Source organism: Paracoccus contaminans (assembly GCF_002105555.1).
Taxonomy (GTDB): Bacteria; Pseudomonadota; Alphaproteobacteria; order Rhodobacterales; family Rhodobacteraceae; genus Paracoccus; species Paracoccus contaminans.
On record NZ_CP020612.1, the window covers coordinates 2,671,277 to 2,691,638 of the forward strand.

The 20,362-nt window shown below is 68.1% G+C and carries 22 protein-coding genes; 17 read left to right on the forward strand and 5 right to left on the reverse strand.

From position 1 onward, the window contains the following. Window positions 1–15: 15 nt before the first annotated feature. Window positions 16–783: a hypothetical protein gene (locus B0A89_RS12740; RefSeq protein ID WP_085378421.1), complete on the forward strand. Its 768-nt coding sequence runs from the start codon at window positions 16–18 to the stop codon at window positions 781–783. Window positions 784–921: 138 nt separating this feature from the next. Here B0A89_RS12740 and B0A89_RS14995 read toward each other — a convergent pair whose 3' ends face one another. Then, window positions 922–1,143: a hypothetical protein gene (locus B0A89_RS14995; protein WP_205949750.1), complete on the reverse strand. Its 222-nt coding sequence runs from the start codon at window positions 1,141–1,143 to the stop codon at window positions 922–924. 63 nt (window positions 1,144–1,206) lie between these two features. Here B0A89_RS14995 and B0A89_RS15000 point away from each other — a divergent pair, with 63 nt between their 5' ends. Genes B0A89_RS15000 through B0A89_RS12770 form a run of 5 tightly spaced genes read left to right on the forward strand, consistent with a single transcriptional unit; the run spans window position 1,207 to window position 6,986 of the window. Next, complete coding sequence (locus B0A89_RS15000) at window positions 1,207–1,434, forward strand: DUF6511 domain-containing protein (protein WP_205949751.1); 228 nt, start codon at window positions 1,207–1,209, stop codon at window positions 1,432–1,434. A 10-nt stretch (window positions 1,435–1,444) separates the two neighbouring features. Continuing rightward, window positions 1,445–2,293 (forward strand): hypothetical protein, encoded by an 849-nt coding sequence (locus B0A89_RS15230; protein ID WP_085378423.1) that lies wholly within the window; start codon window positions 1,445–1,447, stop codon window positions 2,291–2,293. After that, window positions 2,293–3,045, forward strand: coding sequence for a hypothetical protein (locus B0A89_RS12760; RefSeq protein ID WP_085378424.1), 753 nt, complete (start codon window positions 2,293–2,295; stop codon window positions 3,043–3,045). Before B0A89_RS15230 ends, B0A89_RS12760 begins: the two co-directional genes overlap by 1 nt. Next, window positions 3,038–4,357: an ATP-dependent DNA helicase gene (locus B0A89_RS12765; protein WP_085378425.1), complete on the forward strand. Its 1,320-nt coding sequence runs from the start codon at window positions 3,038–3,040 to the stop codon at window positions 4,355–4,357. Before B0A89_RS12760 ends, B0A89_RS12765 begins: the two co-directional genes overlap by 8 nt. A gap of 55 nt (window positions 4,358–4,412) precedes the next feature. After that, window positions 4,413–6,986, forward strand: a complete 2,574-nt coding sequence (locus tag B0A89_RS12770) for a VapE domain-containing protein (RefSeq protein WP_240558556.1) — start codon at window positions 4,413–4,415, stop codon at window positions 6,984–6,986. Window positions 6,987–7,061: 75 nt separating this feature from the next. Here B0A89_RS12770 and B0A89_RS14740 read toward each other — a convergent pair whose 3' ends face one another. Further along, window positions 7,062–8,105 (reverse strand): glyoxalase superfamily protein, encoded by a 1,044-nt coding sequence (locus B0A89_RS14740; protein WP_157115340.1) that lies wholly within the window; start codon window positions 8,103–8,105, stop codon window positions 7,062–7,064. 477 nt (window positions 8,106–8,582) lie between these two features. On the opposite strand from B0A89_RS14740, the gene B0A89_RS12780 reads away from it, so the two are divergent. From B0A89_RS12780 to B0A89_RS12805, 6 genes are all read left to right on the forward strand, one after another. Next, window positions 8,583–9,104 (forward strand): hypothetical protein, encoded by a 522-nt coding sequence (locus B0A89_RS12780; RefSeq protein ID WP_205949752.1) that lies wholly within the window; start codon window positions 8,583–8,585, stop codon window positions 9,102–9,104. After that, complete coding sequence (locus B0A89_RS12785) at window positions 9,101–9,301, forward strand: hypothetical protein (protein ID WP_085378428.1); 201 nt, start codon at window positions 9,101–9,103, stop codon at window positions 9,299–9,301. The genes B0A89_RS12780 and B0A89_RS12785 overlap by 4 nt, the downstream gene beginning before the upstream one ends. Then, complete coding sequence (locus tag B0A89_RS12790) at window positions 9,294–9,740, forward strand: DUF6362 family protein (protein WP_085378429.1); 447 nt, start codon at window positions 9,294–9,296, stop codon at window positions 9,738–9,740. The genes B0A89_RS12785 and B0A89_RS12790 overlap by 8 nt, the downstream gene beginning before the upstream one ends. A 402-nt stretch (window positions 9,741–10,142) precedes the next feature. After that, window positions 10,143–11,462, forward strand: a complete 1,320-nt coding sequence (locus B0A89_RS12795) for a site-specific DNA-methyltransferase (RefSeq protein ID WP_085378430.1) — start codon at window positions 10,143–10,145, stop codon at window positions 11,460–11,462. After that, the gene (locus tag B0A89_RS12800) at window positions 11,462–12,463 is read left to right on the forward strand and encodes a DNA cytosine methyltransferase (RefSeq protein WP_085378431.1); all 1,002 of its coding nucleotides are present in this window, start codon (window positions 11,462–11,464) and stop codon (window positions 12,461–12,463) included. The genes B0A89_RS12795 and B0A89_RS12800 overlap by 1 nt, the downstream gene beginning before the upstream one ends. Then, on the forward strand, window positions 12,460–12,675 hold the full coding sequence (locus B0A89_RS12805; RefSeq protein WP_085378432.1) for a DUF7220 family protein: 216 nt from the start codon (window positions 12,460–12,462) through the stop codon (window positions 12,673–12,675). Before B0A89_RS12800 ends, B0A89_RS12805 begins: the two co-directional genes overlap by 4 nt. Window positions 12,676–12,784: 109 nt before the next feature. On the opposite strand, the gene B0A89_RS12810 is transcribed toward B0A89_RS12805, so the two are convergent. From B0A89_RS12810 to B0A89_RS12820, 3 genes are all read right to left on the reverse strand, one after another. Then, window positions 12,785–13,858 (reverse strand): NAD(P)-dependent alcohol dehydrogenase, encoded by a 1,074-nt coding sequence (locus B0A89_RS12810; RefSeq protein ID WP_085378433.1) that lies wholly within the window; start codon window positions 13,856–13,858, stop codon window positions 12,785–12,787. A gap of 163 nt (window positions 13,859–14,021) precedes the next feature. Further along, window positions 14,022–14,594 carry a DUF3489 domain-containing protein gene (locus B0A89_RS12815; RefSeq protein WP_085378434.1) on the reverse strand — a complete coding sequence of 191 codons (573 nt, stop codon included), beginning with the start codon at window positions 14,592–14,594 and terminating at the stop codon, window positions 14,022–14,024. An 89-nt stretch (window positions 14,595–14,683) separates the two neighbouring features. Then, a complete protein-coding gene (locus B0A89_RS12820; RefSeq protein WP_085378435.1) occupies window positions 14,684–14,908 on the reverse strand; it encodes a hypothetical protein in 225 nt (74 codons plus the stop codon). A gap of 111 nt (window positions 14,909–15,019) precedes the next feature. Here B0A89_RS12820 and B0A89_RS12825 point away from each other — a divergent pair, with 111 nt between their 5' ends. Genes B0A89_RS12825 through B0A89_RS12845 form a run of 5 tightly spaced genes read left to right on the forward strand, consistent with a single transcriptional unit; the run spans window position 15,020 to window position 20,359 of the window. Beyond that, the gene (locus B0A89_RS12825) at window positions 15,020–15,616 is read left to right on the forward strand and encodes a hypothetical protein (protein WP_085378436.1); all 597 of its coding nucleotides are present in this window, start codon (window positions 15,020–15,022) and stop codon (window positions 15,614–15,616) included. After that, the gene (locus tag B0A89_RS12830) at window positions 15,564–17,576 is read left to right on the forward strand and encodes a phage terminase large subunit family protein (protein ID WP_085378437.1); all 2,013 of its coding nucleotides are present in this window, start codon (window positions 15,564–15,566) and stop codon (window positions 17,574–17,576) included. The genes B0A89_RS12825 and B0A89_RS12830 overlap by 53 nt, the downstream gene beginning before the upstream one ends. A 3-nt stretch (window positions 17,577–17,579) precedes the next feature. After that, window positions 17,580–17,795 carry a phage head-tail joining protein gene (locus B0A89_RS12835; RefSeq protein WP_085378438.1) on the forward strand — a complete coding sequence of 72 codons (216 nt, stop codon included), beginning with the start codon at window positions 17,580–17,582 and terminating at the stop codon, window positions 17,793–17,795. A gap of 4 nt (window positions 17,796–17,799) precedes the next feature. Next, window positions 17,800–19,314: a phage portal protein gene (locus B0A89_RS12840; protein ID WP_085378439.1), complete on the forward strand. Its 1,515-nt coding sequence runs from the start codon at window positions 17,800–17,802 to the stop codon at window positions 19,312–19,314. 4 nt (window positions 19,315–19,318) lie between these two features. Continuing rightward, complete coding sequence (locus B0A89_RS12845) at window positions 19,319–20,359, forward strand: head maturation protease, ClpP-related (RefSeq protein ID WP_169712168.1); 1,041 nt, start codon at window positions 19,319–19,321, stop codon at window positions 20,357–20,359. Window positions 20,360–20,362: the final 3 nt, after the last annotated feature.

Consider the following 20,362-nt stretch of genomic DNA (forward strand, 5'->3'; position numbering starts at 1 on the left):
GAAAGGACCTATGACATGAGCTACGATTTGAATGACGCCCAGCCGCAGATGGCCCCGATCGGCGAGCTGATCCCGGACGGCACCTTCGCCAGGGTGCGGCTGACCATCCGCCCGGGTGGGGTGAATGGTGCGACCCCGATGGATGCGTGGTTGCTGAAAGCCTCGCAATCCAGCGACGCGAAGATGCTCGACTGCGAATTCACCGTGGCCGATGGTCCGCACGCCCGGCGCAAGTTCTGGCAGAGCTTCACCGTGGCCGGCGGCAAGGTCGACGAGAAGGGCCAGTCGATCGGCTGGAAGATTTCGAAGTCCACCTTTCGCGCCATGGTCGACAGCGCTCTCGGGCTGGATCCGAGGGACGAAAGCCCTGCCACCAAGGCCAAGCGGGTGCTGCCCGGTCTCAAGCAGCTTGACGGCATCACCTTTGCCGCCCGGATCATGGTGGAGCCCGCCTCCAACCCGCAGTATCGCGACCAGAACCGCATCGCCAATGTCGTTCTGCCCGACGAGCCGCAGCACGGGCCGATCATGCGCGGCGAAACCGTGCCGCCCGATCCCGTCAACGCCCCGCCGCGCAAGGCCGCGAGCACCACGCCGCCGGGCTGGCAGGCGCCGGCACCGGCATGGGGCACGGCGCAGCCGGCACCCGCCGCCCCGGAGTGGGGCGCGCAGACCGCCCCGGCCGCCCAGACGCCAGCCTCGGCCCCAGTGCCCCCCGCGTCGCCGCAGCCAGCACCCGCAGCAGCGGGAATGCCCAACATGCCCGCCTGGCTCAATGGCTGAGGCACGACCCAGAAGGCGGGCGCGGAAGTCCGACAAGGCTTCGCGCCCGCCGAGCGAGGCAGACCGGTGGCAGGCGGAGGTAACGCGCGGGGCCGCGCTGGAGATCGGAAGATGGCTCGAGGCTCGAGGAAGACTGCATCAGCCCATCGCAAGCCTCAGCCTCGTCGACCTCGAAGCCATGGCCACGGCGGCGATCTCGCGCTGGATCGTGCTCCAGACCGAAAAGCTCCAGAGGGCGGGTTGGCCGCCCGAGGACCCGATCGCGACCTTCTTGCTCGGGTAGCGCTCTGCGCCGTCTGCGCCCGCGAGGCGCGCGGCTTCGGCTACTGCCACGGCCTCCGTTGGGATCGCCACCCCCATCACCGCTTCTGCTCGCGCCGCTGTCAGGACGCGGGCAGCGCAATTGCCCAGAGGAACAACGGCATGATCGACAAGACCGCCCGCGAGGCACAGGCGATCCGAGATGCGCGGAGACTGTTCGCCGAAACGCTCAATGATCTCGGGCTCATGGCGCCTTTCTTCGACCGCAGCGCCGCCGAGATCGACCGCCTGATCGAGGCGGCGGTCACCGGCTACATCGACAGCATGCAGGACCAGGCCGCGCGCAAGGAACGCACCGGCACCGCCCTCGACGACCCTCTGCCATTCTGAGGGGCGCGCCATGATTGACCTGAACCACAAGTCTGGTTGCCTGTATGGCGCCGCCCCACCGCGCGCGCCGATTGTCGAAGCCATCTCGGCCGCCATCGACACCGCCCTCGTGGCGCGCAACCGCAGCGAACGGCCCCGGACCTATGTCAGTTCCTCGGGTCTCGGGCGCGACTGCCTGCGCCAGATCCAGTACGACTTCCTCGCGGTGCCCAAGGACGAGGGCCAGGAGTTCGCGCCGCGCACGCTGCGCATCTTCGAGGCGGGCCACCGGGCCGAGGACATCGTCGCGGGCTGGTTCCGGATCGCCGGGTTCGACCTGCGCACCGAGCGCCCGGACGGCCGCCAGTTCGGCTTCGAAGCCCTCGGCGGGCGCTTCAAGGGCCATATCGACGGCTGCCTCGTGTCGGGCCCCGTCGCGATGGACTATCCCGCGCTCTGGGAGAACAAGGCACTCGGCGCGGCCAGCTGGAAGGACGTGGTCAAGCGCGGCGTGAGCCTCGCGCGGCCGGTCTATGCCGCCCAGATTGCGCTCTATCAGGCCTACATGGAACTGCCGGCCCCGGCGCTCTTCACCGCGCTGAACCGCGACACGATGGAGTTGCACAGCGAGCTTGTACCGTTCGACGCCCGGCTCGCGCAGGAAATGTCGGACCGCGCCGTCGCCGTGGTGCGCGCCTCCGATGCCCGAGACTGGCTGCCGCGCGCCGCCACCGAGCCGACGGCCGTCGTCTGCCGCGGCGGCATGGCGGGGGGCAAATGGCACGCGCCCTGTGCATGGGCGAAACGGTGCTGGGGTGAGCGGCGTCCCGGAAACGCTCCGGTAGAGCGTTTCAGCCGCAAACGGGCGGAGCCCCGGTGATGATCCCCGATGCATACGAGTTGAAACGCATCCTGCGCACGCAGCGCGCGTGCTTCTGGTCGTCCGACCTGCTCGAGGCGGCCGAGTTCGCGCCGATCTATTCCTTCGACGATCAGGCCGCCTTCGACAGCGATGCCGTCGATCAGGCGATGACGAGCGTGCTCTCGGGGCCGGTCCGCCTGCCGCATCCGGCGGTGATCTTCGAGGTGCGAGAGCAGCGACCGGCACCCTCCGGCCTCATCGTCTGTGCCCGCCAGAACGGCGACATCGTGGAGGCCGTGTTCCTGATGCACAGGCGGGCGCCGCGCGGCTGGACCGACTGCCTGGTGCGGGTCTGGTTGCATCCGGACGGCATGGCCGAGATCGAGGGCAACCCGGCCGAGCGGGCAGACCAGACCATCCGCGGCCACGGAGAGGTCGCCGCCGGGATCGTCTGGCGGGCGCTGACCATTCTCGGCGCAGCGCCGGACATCCGCGACCAGAAGGTATCAGTGGCGAAGCGCTCCCGCCTGACGCGCGAGGGCGTGCGTGGCTGGTTCTGGCATCAGGTCGCCATCGATCTGGCCCGGCTGCGCGCCGCCATCCCGCCGCAGGGCGGCAGTCATGCCAGCCCACGCTGGCATCTGCGGCGCGGTCACTGGCGCCAGCTGGCGGATGGCCGGCGCGTCTTCGTGCGGCAATGCGAGGTCGGCGATCCGACCCGCGGTGGCGTGGTCAAGGATTATACCGTCGAGGTGCAAGGACATGAGTGAATTCACACCCTCGGCCGCACAGGCCGCCGCCATCGCCGCGATCAGGGACTGGTGCGAAACCCGCAGCGAGCAGCAGCAGGTGTTCCGGCTGTTCGGCTATGCCGGCAGCGGAAAATCCACGGTGCTGAAATTCGCCCTCGACGAGCTCGGCCTCTCGCCCCATCGCGGCGGCAGGGACGGCAATTGCATGCCGGGCGTGGTCACCGCCACCTTCACCGGCAAGGCCGCGCTGGTGCTGACTCGCAAGGGCACGCCCGCCCGCACCATCCACAGCCTGATCTATTCGGTGATCGAGGCGACCGAGGAGGAGATCGAGGCGGCAGCGAAGAAGGTACAGGAGGCCGAGGCTGCCGCCCGGCGTCTGACCGGCTTCGAACGCACCACCGCCGAGGCCACGATCGAGGCAATGCGCCAGGCGCTCTCGGCGATGAAACATCCGCGCTTCGCCCTGAACTCGCAGAGCGATGCCGCCGAGGCCAAGCTGATCGTGCTCGACGAGGTCTCCATGGTCGGCGAGGAGATGGCGCGCGACCTGATGAGCTTCGGCAAGCCGATCCTCGTTCTCGGCGATCCGGGCCAGTTGCCGCCGATCAAGGGCGAAGGCGCCTTCACCCGCGACGCGCCCGACGTGATGCTGACCCAAATCCATCGGCAGGCGGCCGAGAGCGCGATCATCCGGCTCGCCACCATGGCGCGGATGGGCGAGCCCATCGGGTTCGGCAGCTACGACACCTATGTCGCCAAGCTGCGCAAGGGCGACATCACCCCGGAACAGGCGCTGCGCGGCGGCCAGCTGATTTGCGGGCTGAACGCAACGCGGTTGCAGATCAACAACGCCATGCGTGCGGCCGCCGGGTTCGGGGGCACCTGGCTGCCCACGGGCGCCGCGGAAAAGATCATCTGCCTCAAGAACGACAATGCCCTCGGGTTGATCAACGGCATGTTCCTGACGCTGGAGGATATCGTCGACGAGGGCAGCCTCTACTTCTCGGCCGTGGTGCATGACGAGGACGGCCGCCGCGTTGCCCCCCTCGACAGCGATGGCCGCCCCGGACGCCTGCGCATCTACAAGGGCCATTTCGAGGATCACTTCGCCTATGACGCCAGGCGCCACGACCGCGATTACCGGGAGAAGCGGCTGTTGACCGAGGCGACCTTCGGCTGGGCGATCACCGCCCACAAGGCGCAGGGCTCGCAATGGGAGAATGTCATCGTCTGGGACGACGGGCTCGGGCGCAGCGATCTCGACCGCCGCCGCTGGCTCTATACCGCGATCACCCGGGCCGAGCGCGGGCTCGTGCTGCTGGCGTGATGTCACCGTCGAGCAAGGAGCGCCCCATGCAGGTATTGAATCCGGAGGCGTTCCAGTGAGCGCCACGGTCATCGATCTCAACGACGTCCGGCCGTCGCAGCCGGATCGCTACGATCTGGACCTGATCGTCCAGCGGCTGCGTGACACCGCAGAGAATTGGGTGCCGCTTCTCTTCCCACGTGGGCGCCGGTCGGGCGACGAGTGGCGGCTGGCCAATATCCGGGGCGATGCGCCGCGCAAGACGGGTTCCTGCGTCATCACGCTGCGCGGGCCGCATGCCGGCGACTGGATCGAGTTCGACGGCAATCAGGGCGGCGGCCCGATCAGCGCCATCGAGGAGGCGACCGGGCTCGAGGGCCGCGCCCTGATCGCCGAGGCGGCGGACATCGCAGGCGTCACGCCCGGCGCACCAGAGCGCCGTGCGCCGCCGGTGCCGCCTCCCTTGAAGCGCGATCCCGCGCTCGAGATCGCCCGGCTGCTTGCGGGCGCGGTCCCGTTGGTCGGCACTGTGGGCGAGACCTATCTGCGCGCGCGCGGGCTGTCAGACCCGGGCTCGCCCGATCTGCTATTTCACCCCGACCTGCCGGATTTCGACAGCCGGCGCGGCTGGCCGGGGCTGATCGCGCTCGCGCGGTTCGCGAACGGCGATCGCGCGCCGGGCATCCACCGCACCTTTCTGCTCGATGACGGCAGCGCCAAAGCCTCCGCCGGCAAGAAGATGCTGGGTTCGGTCGCGGAGGCCGCGGTTCGGCTGTTTGCCATGTCGGAGGATGGCCACCTCGGCGTGACCGAGGGGATCGAGACCGCGCTCGCAGCGCATGTCCTGTTCGGCACGCCGGTCTGGGCCGCGCTGTCGGCCGATGGTCTGGCCCGGTTCCAGTGGCCCGAGGGTGCGATGCGCGTCACCATCTTCGCCGATGCGGGCGATGCCGGGCGTCAGGCGGCGGCCACGCTGTCGGACCGGCTGAACCGCGCCGACATCCCGAACGAGATCGTGTTGCCGCTCCACGGGGACGATTTCAACGACGATCTGATGCGCGGGACGCGGCCCGAGGATTATGCAGGCGGGTCGGCCGCGCCGGCAGAGGGCGCGGCCACCGCGACCGCTCTCGCGGTGGATAACGATTTTGCGGCACTTGTCGCTGCCACCGAGGCGCTGACCAATCCGCCCGAACTCGAGGCGCTCTCCAGCTTGCTCGGCCGCCTCGCGCTGGCCCGACTCGACCCGCTGCCCGAACGCCAGATCCTTGCCCGGATCAAGACCGCCACCGGCATCGCCGTCTCGATTCTCGAAAAGCAGCTGGTGGAACTGCGCCGCCGGGTGAATGCCACCGGCGATCCCCATGCGCGGATCGTCAAGCCTGCATGGTTCGGCAGGTTGTGCCAGGACCTTGCCGGCACGCCCGAGCGCAACGAAGCCAATGTCATCATCGCGCTGAACTCGGATGCGGTATTCGCAGGCGTGCTGGCCTTCGACGACTTCGCGCAGGAGATCGTCGTGCGCCAGCCGTTGCCATGGGACGATGCGTCCAGCACCTTTCCCCGCCCGTGGGAGGATGCCGACGACATCCGCACCGCCGAATGGCTGCAGCTGCGCGGCCTCAACGTGGCGCCGGTGGTCGTAAGCCGTGCCGTCGGCGCCGTCGCCCGCGAGCTGCGCCTCCATCCGGTCCGCGATAGGCTGGATCATCTGCGCTGGGACGGGACGCCCCGGATCGAGACCTGGAGCAGCCGCTATCTCGGCGCCGAGCCCACCGCGTTCCACCATACCGTCGGTGCGCTCTGGCTGATCTCGGCGGTCGCCCGCATCTTCCGCCCCGGCGTCAAGGCCGACCACATGCTGATCCTCGAAGGCCCGCAGGGCGCGCGCAAATCGACGGCGCTGAAGGTCCTGGCAGGAGAGGACTGGTTTACCGACGAATTGCCCGAGCTTGGGTCCAAGGATGCCGCCATCCACATGCAGGGCGTCTGGATCGTGGAGATCGCCGAGCTCGACGCCATCGGCCGCGCTGAGGTCTCACGCATCAAGGCATTTCTCACGCGCACCACCGACCGCTTCCGCCCGCCCTATGGCCGCTACACCGTCGAGGTGCCGCGCCAATGCGTCTTCGCCGGCACGGTCAATCCCGACACCTATCTGCGCGACGAGACCGGCAACCGCCGCTTCTGGCCGCTGCGCTGCGGGACCATCGACATCGCCGCGCTGGCGCGTGATCGCGACCAGCTCTGGGCCGAAGCGGTCCACCGCTTCCGGGAGGGCGCGATCTGGTGGATCGAGGATCCGGCAATCCTCGCCGATGCCGCCGCCGCGCAGGAGGCGCGCTATCAGGCCGATGCCTGGGACGCCCGTATCGACCGCTGGCTGACCCACGAGACCCGCAGCGTCAATCGCGGCCATGCCGGTTGGGACGACTGGCAGGAGGAAGAGGTGGAACGGCCGGAGCCGATCCGTGATGTCTCCGTGGGCGAAATCCTCGAAGGCGCCCTCGTCATCGAGCCCGCGAAATGGACCAAGGGCGACCAGATGCGCGTCGGTGCTTGGCTGAAATCGCGGGATTGGGAGAAATTTCGACGCCGATCAGGCGATGCACGCGAATGGCGTTATCGGAAATCGCCAACGAATGACTGATTGCAAAACAGAGCGAAGGCGCGTGGGCGGCCAGTCTCGGCCACCCACCTCGCTCTTGGCATCGCGCCGAAGCCCTCAGCGATAGATGCGGAGGCTCTCGATCAACCCGAGTGGATCGGTGCTGCGGGCAATTTCGATCGTCAACCCGCCACGTCCCTTCACGACCTCGCGCTTGACGTTCGTGATCTTCGTTTCAGCATCGACGAAGTATTCTTGGGTCTGGAATCGTTTCTTTTCCTTGGAGTGCCAAAGGCAGGTCAGTTCGTCTTGGTCGATATACTTCGCCTGGTTGATGCCCTCGATGAGGGAATGGTAGAACGCCTCCGGATGGGTGTCGAAGCCCAGACGCTCGAGCCAGATCAGGATTGCGGCAAATGCTGCCGGCCGCAGGCCCGTGAAGCCGTAGACCGACTTGTCGCGCACTTTCGGGCGCCTGAACCGCGAAACCGTCGTGACCCCTGAGATCTTCAGCAGGTTCTCCGTTCCCATGTCGAAGATCATGCCGCCAAGGCTGACGTCGAGCGAATCAAGCCACCCTTCGACCGAGACGGTCGCGATAACCTCGTCCTTCAGCAGTGCCATGGTCTGGGCACGTGTCTTGGGCGACACCTGCGTGTCCCGGGCCCGCTCGAGTCCGTGCCAGAGTGCTTGAAGGACACGCTGCTCTACATGGTTCGCCGGCAGGGCTTTCGACTTCACGGCTTCTGCAGGGGTGCCAGCTGGAATGGCTTTGGCAGGAGCATTGCCATTGGCGTTGCCCATGACAGAAATGACGCTGGTTGCTGCGCCGATCTGCGAGTTCAGTCGCCCCCAACTTTGTTCGCCATGGACGCGGGCGATGAGTTCAAGGGCTTGGCTGTGTCCGATCGTGAGATCGGGTGCAAGAGCCGACCTCAGGCGTTTCGCCTGGGCCTTCGCAATGTCGGAGGTGGCCGGAAGGCCGATGGATTGATCATTCATGGCAAAACCTCTGCCTGAGGGTCGTCGAAGTCGAGGGCTCGGTCCATTGCCGCCACGAAGACCCTTGGGAAAGGTTGCCTTGTCGCGATCATCGATGCGCATGTTCTTCATGGGGAGACCCCGGACCGGAACGGCCATGCGCAGCACGTCGGTGAACATGGGCGTTGGCGCTGCTGCGCACAAGGGGGTGATTGCGTCGACTGGTCGGAAAGCTTTGAGCAACACGAAGGTCGCCGCAACGACCGCCGCTGGTGGCTATGTTCACGTACCGGGTTGGCCCTACCTCATGCATCAACCCTACCTGACCGCCAAGTAGGGACAGGGAAAATCTATTAATTTCAATGGCGTTCCTACTGGCCCTACTTGGGGCACCGACTTCCTTCCCTTTCCTATAGGAATATATGTCACCACCCGGTGTCCTCCTTTCTTATGCGTCGTAGGGGTAAAGGTTGGGACAAGTAGGGCCAGTAGGGACAGCTTTGACTTCAAACGATGATTTGTGGCCCTACCTTTGATCAGAAGTAGGACCAGGTTGGGCCAGCCGACGGCAGTGCGCATTTTCCTTGATCCGGCATTTGCGACGTGATTCTCTGCCCATGACCAAAGCCGAAGGCCCACAATCCGTGAGCCTTCAACATGAACCAGACGATCCTTATGCCGGATGTGCGCCCCGAACCGGGGCGTTTTTCCGTGTCCTGCATCCTCGCCCTCGATCTCGGCACCACGACCGGCTGGGCGCTCCGCAGCCCTGACGGACTGATCACCAGCGGCACGGTCAGCTTCCGGCCGGGGCGCTTCGATGGCGGCGGCATGCGATATCTCCGCTTCACCAACTGGCTGACCGAGCTCGACCGGCTGTCCGGGCCCATCGCCGCGATCTGGTTCGAGGAGGTCCGCCGCCATGTCGGCACCGACTCGGCCCATGTCTTCGGCGGTCTCCTTGCGACACTGACGTCCTGGGCCGAGCTTCGTGGTATTCCGTACGGTGGCGCACCGGTCGGGACGATCAAGAAACACGCCACCGGCAAGGGCAATGCCGACAAGGCCGCGATGATCGCTGCAGCTCGGGCCCGAGGGTTCTCGCCTGCCGACGACAACGAGGCCGATGCCATCGCCATCCTCCACTGGGCGATCGAGACGAACGGGGGCCTGGCATGAGGTGGCACCCGAAAGGCTACGGCGGCGAGCGCCGCGATCCCGATCAGGTGAAGCGGGATGGCTGGCAGGAACAGGGGCTGCTCGCCGTCTCCGTCGACGACCACCGCCTGACTTGGCCCGAGCGCGAGCTGGTCCGCCAACTCGGCGAGAAGCTTTACGGCCCGCGCATGGAGACCCGCGAGGCCGTCCATGGCTGATTGGACGCCCACCATGGTCGAGGATCGGCTCGAGAGCGCGGCCGACGTGTTCCGGTCGCTGCCCGAGATCAAGCCGCAGGGCTATTTCAACGCTTGGCCCGAGTACTTCCACAGCTTCGCCGACCAGGTCGGCCAGGAACCCCGAATGCGGCGGCCGCGCCCGAGCCCGCGCCAGATCACCGAGGCGGAGGAAGCCATGCTCTGGCTGCGCTGTCTGGAGAAGGATGACGCTCGGATCGTCTGGCTGCGCGCGAACCGGACGCCTTGGAAGAAGATCGGCTGGGAAATCGGGCTGAGCCGGCCGGCTGCGAACCGCCATTGGCAGTACGGCATCGCGCTGATCACCTGGCGGCTCAACGGGCGCGTGCCTTCTCGTAAGCGGTCGAAGCGCTTCGTGATCGAGAACGCCGACCGGCTGTCAAGACAGATCGTCATGTGAGACGATTTTCGGAGAGACACTGGAAAGGGTTCACCGCACCCCGGCTGCGGCCTACAAACGGGATATTCTCGGGAGAGGAGCGCGGGGCACACCGCTGCCGCTGGCTTCGGGGGTCCACCGAGGGGTCCAGCCGGGGTCCAGACAGCCAAGCCTTTGTTTTCCGGTTCCTTTCGGGACCGAAACGTATGCTGGCGGGCGAAGCGCGACGTATCGCCAGCGACAGGGCCGATTTTTTGGGAAGCCACCCGGAAGCCAGCGCGGCCTGAACCCGCGCAACCCCAATGAACGCTGGCCTTTGGGCCGGATACCCCGGACGCCGCTGGACCCCGAGTGGAGTCCAGCGCGGCATCCGGTGTCCGGGGTCCAGCCGGCATCCACCTGAACATCGGGAACCACCCGCCCATGACGCTGAGCTTCGCCCCCGAGCGGATTGAGCAATGGCCGCTTGCGCGCCTGCAGCCCTACGCGAAGAACGCGAAGGCGCATGGCGCGGAGCAGGTCGCCAAGATCGCCGCCAGCATGGCCGAGTTCGGCTGGACCGTGCCCTGCCTCGTCGCCGAGGACGGCGAGTTGATCGCGGGCCACGGTCGGGTCTTGGCCGCAACGCAGCTGGGGCTGACCGAAGCGCCTGTGATCGTGCTCGGGCATCTGACCGAGGCGCAGCGGCGGGCGTACCGCATCGCGGACAACAAGCTGACCGAACTCGGCACCTGGGACGAGGCGCTGCTCTCGGCGGAGTTGAACGACCTGCTGGCGGAAGATTTCGACCTGTCGCTGGTCGGGTTCTCCGACGGCGAATTGGACAAGCTGCTGGCCTTCGTGCCGGAGGGGGACGGGCAAGAAGGTGGCGCCGGTGGCTCCGTGCCGCCGGTGACCATCCCGGAACCACCGCGCAACCCGGCGTCGCGGACGGGCGATCTGTGGATCCTCGGTGACCATCGCCTCCTCTGCGGCGACAGCACCAGCGCGGCCGATGTGCGCCGCCTGATGAATGGCGAGCGGGCGATCCTGTTCGCGACCGACCCGCCCTATCTCGTCGATTACGACGGCTCCAACCATCCGACCCGCAACAAGGATTGGTCTGCCTCCTACGGCACGACCTGGGACGACAGCTCGCAGGGGGCCGAGCTTTACGACGGCTTCATCGCCGCGGCCGTGGCCGAGGCGATCACCGAGGATGCCGCCTGGTACTGCTGGCACGCCTCTCGCCGTCAAGGGATGCTGGAAGCCTGCTGGGAAAAGGCCGGAGCCTTCGTCCACCAGCAGATCATTTGGGTGAAGGACCGGGGGGTTCTGACCCGCTCCCATTACCTCTGGAAACACGAGCCCTGCTTCATGGGCTGGCGCCGCCCGAACCGTCCGCCGAAGGTGGCCGAGCAGACGCTGCCATCGACATGGGAGATGCCGTCCTTCGCCAAGGAAGAGCGCCCCGACCACCCGACCCCAAAACCGCTCGATGCTTTCGGAATCCCGATGCGCCAGCATGTTGCGCGCGGCGGGCTTTGCTACGAGCCGTTCTCGGGCTCCGGGTCGCAGATCATGGCGGGCGAGGCCAACGGGCGGCGCGTCTTCGCGATGGAAATCAGCCCCGCCTATGTCGATGTCGCCGTCGAACGCTGGCAGGCCGAGACCGGCCGCGACGCGATCCTCGACGGCGATGGCCGGACCTTCGCGCAGGTGAGAAGCGAGCGGCTGGGCGACAAGGTCGAAGCTGCCGCCTGATGGCCGTCTATTACAACGATGCCGATCCCGCGGCCTGTGGTTGGCTGCGGGAACTGATCGCCGCCGCGCAGCTGCCCGACGGTGTGGTGGACGAGCGGTCCATCCTCGATGTCGCCCCCGACGATCTGCGGGGATTCACGCAATGCCATTTCTTCGCCGGGATCGGCGGCTGGCCCCATGCGCTGCGCCTTGCCGGCGTGGCCGAGGATCTGTCCGTCTGGACCGGCTCGCCTCCCTGCCAGCCGTTCAGCGTGGCCGGGCAGCGCAAGGGACAGCACGATGACCGCCATCTCGCCCCCGCCTTCCTGCGGCTCGTCGCAGCTTGCCGCCCGGAGCTCGTCTTCGGCGAGCAGGTCGCCAGCGCGGCGGTGCTCGGACCGGTTGGCGGCGCGGCTCGCGTGGCGGCTGCGGGTCCGGCTGGCTGGGCGTGGTTCGACGCTCTGGCGGCTGACCTGGAAACGGCATCTTACGCCGTCGCAGCGGCCGATCTGCCGGCTGCGGGCATCGGCGCCCCGCATATCCGCCAGCGGCTGTTCTTCGGCGCCGTCGCCCTCGGGCCAACACCGGGCGGGCTGGGCCACGGCCTCGGCGCGGGATTACAAGGACGGATCGGAATGTCCGAACGTCCCGATCAACGCGCTGATGGGGCGGCAGGTCTGGCTGGCGGGCTGGCCGACGCCGATGGCCGGGTCACCGGCCACGGACAATTGCAACACAGGTGGCAACACCGATGCGAGCCGCAGGACGGTGAAGCTGATCGACTGGTCGAAATCACCCACCCCGCCGGGGCCAGCGCGACGGACGGCGTCTGGCGAAATCCTGACTGGATCTTCTGCCGGGATGGGCGCTGGCGACCGGTTGAGCCCGGAACATTCCCGCTGGCTGATGGGATACCCGGCCGCATGGGGCTCCTGCGGGGCTACGGCAATGCGATCGTGCCGCCGCTCGCGGCGGAGTTCGTGACGGCGTTTCTGGAAAGCCTGCCGGAGGGGCTGCGATGAGACAATCCCGCGCCATGTCGATGGTCGAGTCCGCGACGAATGTCGTGGTCGGCTATGTGCTGGCCATCGCCACGCAGATCATTGTGTTCCCGTGGTTCGGGATCGAGACCGGGCTCGCAGAGCACCTGACCATCGGCCTCGCCTTCGTCGGCGTGTCGTTGGTCCGCGGCTACCTGCTGCGGCGGACGTTCGAGGCGATGCGCAAGCGGTAGGCTTAATCGGCTATGCGGGATCTTACCGCCGTGAACGCGCGATTGTCGCTGAACATGCAACGCCGCAAGAAACAGCGTTAAGGACCAGCGAAACCGGGCCGGGACGCCGTCATGGGGTGATGGCAACCTTCAGCACGCCGTCGCGCTGGTTTGCGAAGAGGTCGTAGGCCGCCTCGATGTCATCAAGCCGAAAGCGGTGAGTGACCATCGCGCCGAGGTCCACCTGGCCGGATTCGATCACCGACATCAGCCGCCGCATTCGTTCCTTGCCGCCTGGGCAGAGTGTGGTGATGATGGTGTGGTCGCCAAGCCCTGCGACGAAGGCGTCGAGCGGGATTTTCAGATCGCCGGAATAGACCCCGAGGCTCGACAGCGTGCCGCCCGGCCGCAGCACACGGAGCGCCGCCTCAAAGGTGGCCTGCAGCCCCAGCGCCTCGATGGCGACATCGACGCCGCGGCCGTCCGTGATCCGCAGGATCTCGTCCACCGGATCGACCTTCGAGAAATCCACCACCTCATGCGCGCCCATCCTGCGCGCCATGTCCAGCCGCTCGGGCACCTGGTCCACCGCGATGATCTTCGCGGCCCCCATCAGTCGCGCGCCCGCCGTTGCACACAGCCCAATGGGCCCTTGCGCAAACACCGCCACCATGTCGCCGATGCGGATTCTGCCGCTCTCGGCACCGCCGAAGCCGGTGGACATGATGTCGGGACACATCAGTACCTGTTCGTCGCTCAGGGTTTCCGGCACCGGCGCGAGGTTGGCCATCGCGTCTTGAACCAGGATGTATTCGGCTTGAGCACCGTCGATCGTGTTGCCGAACTTCCAGCCACCCAGCGGTTTCCAGCCGTGCTTCGTGCCCGCACCGTCCTGCGAGCAGCGTCCGCACTGGCAGGCGTTCGACCACATCGAGGGGGTAATCGCGCCGGCGATGACCCGCTGCCCTTCGGCATAGCCCTGCACGGCCGAGCCCAACTTCTCGATCACGCCCACAGGCTCGTGACCGATGGTGAGACCCTTCGCCACCGGATACTCGCCCTTCAGGATGTGGACATCCGTCCCGCAGATCGTGGTCGTGGTGATGCGCACCAGCGCATCGAGCGGGCCGACATCCGGGATCGGCTTGTCGTCCAGCACGATCCGCCCTGGTTCCACGAATACCGCCGCCTTCATCATCGCCATCTTTGTCTCCCATGTCATTCTGTCGAGGCGAGTGTCGCAGCAACGGACCGAGCAGTCATTGAGACAGATCAATCCCTCGCGCAGGCTTTGAAACGTCGATGTCGTGATGATCAACCGCCGCCCACATGGGACGGCGGCCATCACTTGATCGAGGTCGGGTGGTTCAGGCGGCAGGGAGCTTGTACACCCGCCCCCGGTTCTCGACCTTCTCCGATGTCACTTCGAGCCCGAGCTTCTTCTTCAGGGCCCCGGCCATCGCGCCGCGGACCGTGTGCGACTGCCAACCCGTCGCAGCCATGATCTCCTCGATGGTCGCGCCCTCCGGTGCCCGCAGCATGGCGATCAGCGTGGCCTGCTTGGTTCCCTCGCGCGGCGTGCGCGCCTTGGGCGCGGCTTCGGTCTCGGTGGGGGTGTCCGGCGCAGGCTCCTCGGTCGGCGCGTCCGTCGCGCCCGCAGGCGCGGTGTCCGCGTCTTCGGGCTCGATGCCGATGGCGGCGAGCCCTGCGTCGGTGGCGACCAGCGTGATGCCGTGGCCGTCGCCGGTCTCGCGCCAGACGGGCTCGCCCTTGCGCATGTCGGCGTCGACCTCTTCGAGGAAGCCCTTGGCGAGCATCGCGCCGACCACCTTGGCGGCGGCGCCGCCGCGCAGGCTCTCGGGCAGCGGCAGGGCCATGTGCTCGGGCCGCTGGGCGGCGGCGCTCAGGATCATGGCTTGGGTGTCGGAAAGCTTGGTCATCGTCGTCTCCCGTATCGGGCGCGCGGGATGCGGGCCCTTCTACGAGGCCGAGCCCGCCAGTCGGCGGGCGGGACCGGGAGCGGGTCGTCTCACTCGGCGTGTTCGCCTTCGCTGAAGGCCATGTCGGTGATCTCGCGCAGCTTGGCGCGGTAGTGGTTCAGTGTGCCGACATGGCCCCAGTTGATCTCGTCGGGGTGGGTCTCGAAATGGTCCGCGCTCAGGGCGGCGAGCCGCTCCAGCATCGCGTCGATCTCGGTCGTCGCGGCGAGGAAGGCGTCGAGGGCTTTCGTGTTGTCGGTCGCGCGGCGGGTCATCGTGGTGGCTCCGGGTGAGTTTCATCGTCCTTGTGGGATGGACGTTCGCTCCGCTGCGGAGGCTTATCAACTCCGCAGGCACCTGAATCTGAATGACAATCGGAGCCGTCGATGCAGGGCATGAGCGAGCGCCAGTACGCCGCCCATGTCGGGCTGTCGCGGGGCGCGATCCAGAAGGCGAAGACTGCCGAGCGGCTGGTCCTCTATCCCGACGGCAGCATCAACGCGGCGGCCAGCGACGCCCGGCGTGCCGAGACGACGGACCCGTCCAAGACGAGGAAGCCGCCCGCGCCGAAGCTGAAGCCCGTCCCCGAGGCCGCGGTGGCCGCCGTCGGCGACACGCTCCGCGAACAGGGTCTGGCGGTCCCCGCCGTCGGCGGCGGGACGACCTTCCTGCAGGCCAAGACCGCGAACGAGGTGCTGAAGGCGCAGGAACGGCGCATCCGGCTCCAGAAGCTGAAGGGGGAGTTGATCGAGCGGGCCCGCGCGCTGGCGCTGGTGTTCCGCCTGGCGCGGGAGGAACGGGACGCATGGGTGAACTGGCCCGCGCGTGCGGCGGCGCTGATGGCGGCCGAGCTTTCTGCCGCGTGCAGCGACGCAACGGGCCAGCAGATCACCGTGGAGCCAGCCGCGATGCAGAAGGTCCTGGAGAAACATGTACGCGCCCACCTCGACGAACTCGCCGAGGTCCGGCCCGATTTCCGGTGAGAGCGGCGATGATCCTGGCGGCCTGACGGACTTCGACGGCGCGGGCGAGATCCTGCGCGCCTGGGGTAACGGGCTGCGGCCCGACCCGGACCTGACCGTCTCGGAATGGGCGGACCGGCACCGGATGCTCTCGGGCCGCGCCTCGGCCGAACCGGGGCGATATCGCACGGTGCGCACGCCCTACATGCGCGAGATCATGGACCGGCTGTCGCCCGGCGATCCCACGCAGCGGGTCGTATTCATGAAGGCCGCGCAGGTCGGTGCGACCGAGGCGGGCAACAACTGGATCGGGTTCGCGATCCACCAGGCGCCGGGGCCGATGCTGGCGGTCCAGCCGACGGTGGAGCTGGCCAAGCGCAACTCGCGCCAGCGGATCGACCCGCTGATCGACGAGAGCCCGGAGCTGCGCGAGCGGGTGAAGCCCGCGCGCTCCCGCGACGCGGGCAACACCATGCTGTCCAAGGAGTTCGCGGGCGGCATCCTGATCATGACCGGGGCCAACTCGGCGGTCGGGCTGCGGTCCACCCCGGCGCGGTACATCTTCCTCGACGAGGTCGACGCCTATCCGGCATCGGCCGACGAGGAAGGCGATCCGGTCACGCTGGCCGAGGCGCGGTCGCTGACCTTCGCCCACCGGCGCAAGGTGCTGCTGGTCTCGACGCCAACGATCCGCGGGCTGAGCCGGATCGAGCGCGAGTACGAGGCGAGCGACCGGCGCCGGTTCTTCGTGCCGTGCCCGCATTGCGGCGTGATGCAGTGGCTGAAGTTCGACCGGCTGCGCTGGCAGAAGGGCCGCCCGGAGACGGTGGAGTATCACTGCGAGTGCTGCGACACGGCAATCGCGGAACACCACAAGACGGCGATGCTGGAGGGTGGCGAATGGCGGGCGACCGCCACGCCCGCCGATCCGACCACGGTCGGGTATCACCTCTCGGCGCTTTACTCGCCGATCGGTTGGCTCAGCTGGGAGCGGATCGTGCGGGCATGGGGCGCGGCACAGGGGTCGGACGAAGCGATCAAGGCGTTTCGCAACACCATCCTCGGCGAGACATGGGTCGAGACCGGGGAAGCCCCCGACTGGCAGCGGCTCTATGATCGTCGCGAGGCGTGGAAGCCGGGCACTGTCCCTGCGGGCGGGCTGTTACTGACCGCCGGGGCCGACGTGCAGAAGGACCGCATCGAGGTCGATGTCTGGGCCTGGGGCCGCGGGCTGGAAAGCTGGCTCGTCGATCACCTCGTGATCGAGGGTGGTCCCGGCGATCCTGCCTGCTGGCAGCAGCTGACCGAGTTGCTCGGCCGGACATGGGAACACGCCTCCGGCCAGCCGATGACGCTGGCGCGGCTCGCGATCGACTCGGGGTTCGAGACCTCCGCCGTCTATGCCTGGTCGCGCAAGGTCGGCTTCGCGCAGGTGGCGCCGGTGAAGGGCGTCGAGGGCTTCGCCCGGACGAGCCCGGTGACGGGGCCGACCTATGTCGACGCCACCATCGCGGGCAAGCGGCTCCGGCGCGGGGCGCGTCTCTGGACGGTCGCCACCTCGACCTTCAAGGCGGAGACCTACCGCTTCCTGCGGCAGGATCGGCCAACCGCCGAGGACATCAGCGCAGGTGCGACGTTCCCCGCGGGCACGATCCACCTGCCGGACTGGGCGGACAGCGAATGGCTGAAGCAGCTGACCGCCGAGCAGCTGGTGACAGTCCGCACGAGACGCGGCTTCTCCAGGCTCGAATGGCAGAAGCTGCGCGAGCGCAATGAGGCGCTGGACTGCCGGGTCTATGCCCGCGCGGCGGCGTGGATCCTCGGTGCGGATCGCTGGCCCGAGGCGCGCTGGGCCGATCTGGAAGGGCAGCTCGGTGTGGCAGCGCCGGACACATCCAGCGCCGGGCCGGGAAACACGCCGCCTGTTCAGAGCCGACCTGCACCGCGGCGACGGACCGTGCACTCCAGTTACATGAGGTGATCCATGGCCACGGCCGCAGAACTCCGTGCCCGCCGCGAGGCACTGGCCGCGCAGCGCGCCTCGGGCGTGGCGCGGGTCAGCTACGACGGCAAGACGGTGGACTATCGCAGCGTCGCCGAGATCGACCGTGCCATCGAGGCGCTGAACCGCGAGATCGCGGCGACGGAGGGGCGCCGGATCGTGCGGCAGGTCCGCGTGACGACGACGAAGGGGCTCTGACGCCATGGGCCTCTTCGACCGCTTCCGCCGCCCGCCTTCCGGCGGTCCGGCTGCCATGCGCGCCCGCCTCGAAGGCGCCATGGCGAAGCGCCGGCTGCGGGGCTGGAACCCGCCGCTCGAGAACATCAACACGCTGGTCGCTTCCGGCGGCCCGCGGCTGCTGGCACGTTCGCGCGAATTGGTGGTGACCAACGGCTACGCCGCCAACGCCTGCGAGGCCTTCGCGTCGAACCTCGTCGGCGACGGCATCAAACCATCTTCGCTGATCGGGGACGCAGACCTGCGGGACCGGGTCCAGCGGCTCTGGCTCGCCTGGACCGACGAGGCCGATGCCGACGGGCTGACCGACTTCTACGGTCTGCAGGCCATGGTCGCGCGCGAGATGTTCGTGGCCGGCGAATGCTTCGTCCGGCTGCGCCCGCGCCGGGCCGATGACGGGTTGCTGGTGCCGTTGCAACTGCAGCTTCTGCAATCCGAGATGCTGCCCTTCGAGAAGACGGAGGTGCTGCCCTCCGGCAACCGCATCCGCTGCGGGGTCGAGTTCGACGCGATCGGCCGGCGCGTCGCCTATCACTTCCGCCGCCGCCATCCGGGCGACAGCACCGATCAGGGCTCGGTGATTCCGGAGACCGTGCGCGCCCCGGCCGCGGACGTGCTGCACATCTACCGGCCCATCGACGCGGGCCAGATCCGGGGGCTGCCGCATGTCGCGCCCGCCATGGTGCGGCTGTTCCTGCTCGACCAGTATGACGACGCCGAGCTTGACCGGAAGAAGACCGCGGCGATGTTCGCGGGCTTCATCACCAAGACCGCCCCGGAAGAGCCGCTGATGGGCGAGGTCGAGGCGGGTCTGGACGGAACGGCCATCGCCAGCCTCGAGCCCGGCACCATGCAGGTGCTGCTGCCCGGCGAGGACGTGAAGTTCTCGTCGCCCGCCGATGTCGGCGGTGGCTACGAGGCGTTCCAGTACCGGACGCTGCTCGCCGTCTCCGCCTCGCTCGGGCTGCCCTATCACCTGGTCACCGGCGACGTCCGGCAGGCGAACTACTCGAGCCTGCGGGCGGAACTGGTCGAGTTCCGGCGGCGCATCGGACAGCTGCAGCATGGCGTCATCGTGCACCAGCTCTGCCGCGCGGTCTGGCGGCGCTGGCTGGAGACGGCCGTGCTCTCGGGCGCGCTCGATCTCGACGATCCGGTCGCCGCGCGGCCGGTGCAGTGGATTCCGCCGCGCTGGGACTGGGTCGATCCGCTCAAGGACATCCAGGCGCAGGTGCTGGCAATGGAAGCCGGCATCACCTCGCGGCGCAAGGTGATCGAGGCCACCGGCTACGACGTCGAGGACGTGGACCGCGAGAACGCGGCCGACGCGCAGCGCGTCGATCGTCTGGGGCTCCGCTACCGCACGAGTCCGGGCGAGACGCAGGGCGCGCGGGCGACACCGGCGCAGTTGCCGGATGCGGGCAGCGATGGGAGCACCGGCGCTGGTCCCGGCACCCACGGCACATCTGAACAGGAGTGAGAGCATGGCCAGCTGGTATGCGATCCGCGCCCGGGCAACCGGCGCGGAAGTGGCGATTTATGACGAGATCGGCGCCTACGGGGTGTCGGCCAAGGGGTTCCTGGCCGAGCTTGGCGCGCTTCCCGAGGGAACGCCCATCGATCTGAGGCTCAACAGCCCGGGCGGCTCGGTCTTCGATGCGGTGGCGATCTTCAACGCGCTGAAGCGGCACGCGGGCACGGTTACCGTCTGGATCGACGGCATTGCCGCCTCGGCGGCGTCCTACGTCGCGATGGCAGGCGACGAGATCGTCATGCCGGAAAACGCCTTCCTGATGATCCACGATCCCGCGGGGCTCGTGATGGGTACGGCCGCCGACATGCGGGCCATGGCCGAGGCGCTGGACAAGGTGGGTGGCAGCCTCGCTGCCGGCTATGCCGCGAAGTCGGGCCGCCCCGCCGACGAGATTGCGGCGCTGATGGCTGCCGAGACCTGGCTGGATGCCAGCGAGGCGCTGGCGCTCGGCTTTGCCGACCGGCTAGCCGAACCGGTGCGGATCGCTGCGCGCTTCGATGTCGGACGCTTCCGCAACGCGCCGCCGGCGCTGGCCGAAGCGGTCGCGGCTGAAACCGGCAGCGCCGACGACAACGATGGTGACGACAACGACGGCGCCGGCACCGATGCCGACGAGGCCACCGGCGCAGCCGCGGAGAGCAATGAGGCCTCCGGCGCTGGGGAAGAAGAGATCACCGAGACCGACGCTCAGCAGCCGCCGGTCGGGACGCCACCACCCGGCGGCGCACCGCCCGATCCCGCGGCGATCCGCGGCGAAGCCATCTCGCACGCCCGCGCCGTCGTCGATCTCTGCCGCCTTGCCGGACAGCCGCAGATGGCCGGGCGCTTTCTGGAAAGCGATGCGGACCTCGACCACGTCCGCGCGGCGCTCCTTGCGGCCAGGGCCGAGGCCGAACCCGAGATTGCCGGCCATCACGCGCAACCGGGCCGCCCATCAAACACCCGCCCTTGGGGCGAGATCGTCGCCCGCACCTTCAGGCTGAAAGGATGACCC

Bases quoted from the DNA above. Each gene is read 5' to 3' on its own strand.
- B0A89_RS12740 (WP_085378421.1), top strand. From the start codon at position 16: ATGAGCTACGATTTGAATGACGCCCAGCCGCAGATGGCCCCGATCGGC.
- B0A89_RS14995 (WP_205949750.1), bottom strand. From the start codon at position 1,143: ATGGGGGTGGCGATCCCAACGGAGGCCGTGGCAGTAGCCGAAGCCGCG.
- B0A89_RS15000 (WP_205949751.1), top strand. From the start codon at position 1,207: ATGATCGACAAGACCGCCCGCGAGGCACAGGCGATCCGAGATGCGCGG.
- B0A89_RS15230 (WP_085378423.1), top strand. From the start codon at position 1,445: ATGATTGACCTGAACCACAAGTCTGGTTGCCTGTATGGCGCCGCCCCA.
- B0A89_RS12760 (WP_085378424.1), top strand. From the start codon at position 2,293: ATGATCCCCGATGCATACGAGTTGAAACGCATCCTGCGCACGCAGCGC.
- B0A89_RS12765 (WP_085378425.1), top strand. From the start codon at position 3,038: ATGAGTGAATTCACACCCTCGGCCGCACAGGCCGCCGCCATCGCCGCG.
- B0A89_RS14740 (WP_157115340.1), bottom strand. From the start codon at position 8,105: ATGTTCACCGACGTGCTGCGCATGGCCGTTCCGGTCCGGGGTCTCCCC.
- B0A89_RS12780 (WP_205949752.1), top strand. From the start codon at position 8,583: ATGAACCAGACGATCCTTATGCCGGATGTGCGCCCCGAACCGGGGCGT.
- B0A89_RS12785 (WP_085378428.1), top strand. From the start codon at position 9,101: ATGAGGTGGCACCCGAAAGGCTACGGCGGCGAGCGCCGCGATCCCGAT.
- B0A89_RS12790 (WP_085378429.1), top strand. From the start codon at position 9,294: ATGGCTGATTGGACGCCCACCATGGTCGAGGATCGGCTCGAGAGCGCG.
- B0A89_RS12795 (WP_085378430.1), top strand. From the start codon at position 10,143: ATGACGCTGAGCTTCGCCCCCGAGCGGATTGAGCAATGGCCGCTTGCG.
- B0A89_RS12800 (WP_085378431.1), top strand. From the start codon at position 11,462: ATGGCCGTCTATTACAACGATGCCGATCCCGCGGCCTGTGGTTGGCTG.
- B0A89_RS12805 (WP_085378432.1), top strand. From the start codon at position 12,460: ATGAGACAATCCCGCGCCATGTCGATGGTCGAGTCCGCGACGAATGTC.
- B0A89_RS12810 (WP_085378433.1), bottom strand. From the start codon at position 13,858: ATGGCGATGATGAAGGCGGCGGTATTCGTGGAACCAGGGCGGATCGTG.
- B0A89_RS12815 (WP_085378434.1), bottom strand. From the start codon at position 14,594: ATGACCAAGCTTTCCGACACCCAAGCCATGATCCTGAGCGCCGCCGCC.
- B0A89_RS12820 (WP_085378435.1), bottom strand. From the start codon at position 14,908: ATGACCCGCCGCGCGACCGACAACACGAAAGCCCTCGACGCCTTCCTC.
- B0A89_RS12825 (WP_085378436.1), top strand. From the start codon at position 15,020: ATGCAGGGCATGAGCGAGCGCCAGTACGCCGCCCATGTCGGGCTGTCG.
- B0A89_RS12830 (WP_085378437.1), top strand. From the start codon at position 15,564: ATGTACGCGCCCACCTCGACGAACTCGCCGAGGTCCGGCCCGATTTCC.
- B0A89_RS12835 (WP_085378438.1), top strand. From the start codon at position 17,580: ATGGCCACGGCCGCAGAACTCCGTGCCCGCCGCGAGGCACTGGCCGCG.
- B0A89_RS12840 (WP_085378439.1), top strand. From the start codon at position 17,800: ATGGGCCTCTTCGACCGCTTCCGCCGCCCGCCTTCCGGCGGTCCGGCT.
- B0A89_RS12845 (WP_169712168.1), top strand. From the start codon at position 19,319: ATGGCCAGCTGGTATGCGATCCGCGCCCGGGCAACCGGCGCGGAAGTG.